General features: G+C 43.8%; 2 protein-coding genes. Both read left to right on the top strand.

Going from position 1 to position 929, the window contains the following annotated elements; genetic code table 11:
* The coding region (gene tnpA, locus IEE83_RS32770) for an IS66 family insertion sequence element accessory protein TnpA (protein WP_228102205.1) at positions 1 to 310 on the top strand (310 nt) is incomplete at its 5' end.
* Between the two features lies 1 nt (position 311).
* Positions 312 to 668: an IS66 family insertion sequence element accessory protein TnpB gene (gene tnpB, locus IEE83_RS32765; RefSeq protein WP_228102204.1), complete on the top strand. Its 357-nt coding sequence runs from the start codon at positions 312 to 314 to the stop codon at positions 666 to 668.
* Positions 669 to 929 lie beyond the last annotated feature (261 nt).

Genomic DNA, 929 nt, shown 5'->3' with positions numbered 1-929 from the left:
CATGAAAAATGAGACAGAAAAAATGCGTGAGCTATACGATCAGTGGCAGACGCAAGGCATAAGCAAACAGGCTTTTTGCAATCAAAATGGTATGGGATACCATAAGTTCAATTACTGGGTTAAAAAATTCCGCCGCAAGAATGTCGCTCCCGTCGAACCAACCCGTGGGTTCAGCCAGATACCAGTTCAACAACCAGATGTAATTGAGCAAAACCAACAAGCTCTTGCAGCAATTACTTTTCCATCAGGAGCGCGTATAGAGCTGTTCGGATCTCTTGACGCTTCTTTTATCAGGAAGCTCATTCTTTAATATGCTGGCTTTATCTCACAGCTGTCGGTACTTTTTGTACCGGAGTCCGACAGATATGCGTTTTGGCATCTATAGCCTGGCTGGCCTGGTCCAGAATGAACTGGGCTTTGATCCGTCAAGTGGTGATGTTTTCGTTTTTCTGGGCAAACGACTTAATCAGATCCGACTCTTACAACGGTCCGTCGCACGGTGGGATCGGGATGGTTTTGCCATGTATGTCAAAAAACTGGAACAAGGTACTTTTGAATGGCCACAAGGTGAAGATATATCCATCACCAGCCAGCAGTTAACACTTCTTCTGCAAGGTGTAATGCTGGATTCGGTTCGCCTCAGAAAACGATATCAACAAGTGAATTAGGTCAAAAATCAGGTATAAAAAGCCACAAAAAAGTGCCTCATAAGGTTGTATAGCTAGTTTTTATGCCTTATCTTCGGGTAATGGAAGATACAGCGACGGACTATAAATTACTCTATGATCGGACCGCCGAAGCGGCAGGCACTTGCCGCGCATAAAAAGTCGCTGGAATTAATATCCGAAAAGGATCAGCAGATCCAGGAGCTGAACTTTGAACTTGATAAATACAAGCGGTACATATTCGGAAAAAAGAATGAGAAACTG

Source organism: Dyadobacter subterraneus, assembly GCF_015221875.1.
In the GTDB taxonomy this organism is placed as follows: domain Bacteria; phylum Bacteroidota; class Bacteroidia; order Cytophagales; family Spirosomataceae; genus Dyadobacter; species Dyadobacter subterraneus.
The sequence above is the reverse complement of the archived record's forward strand: the minus strand, read 5'-3'. Positions and strand labels throughout refer to the sequence as shown.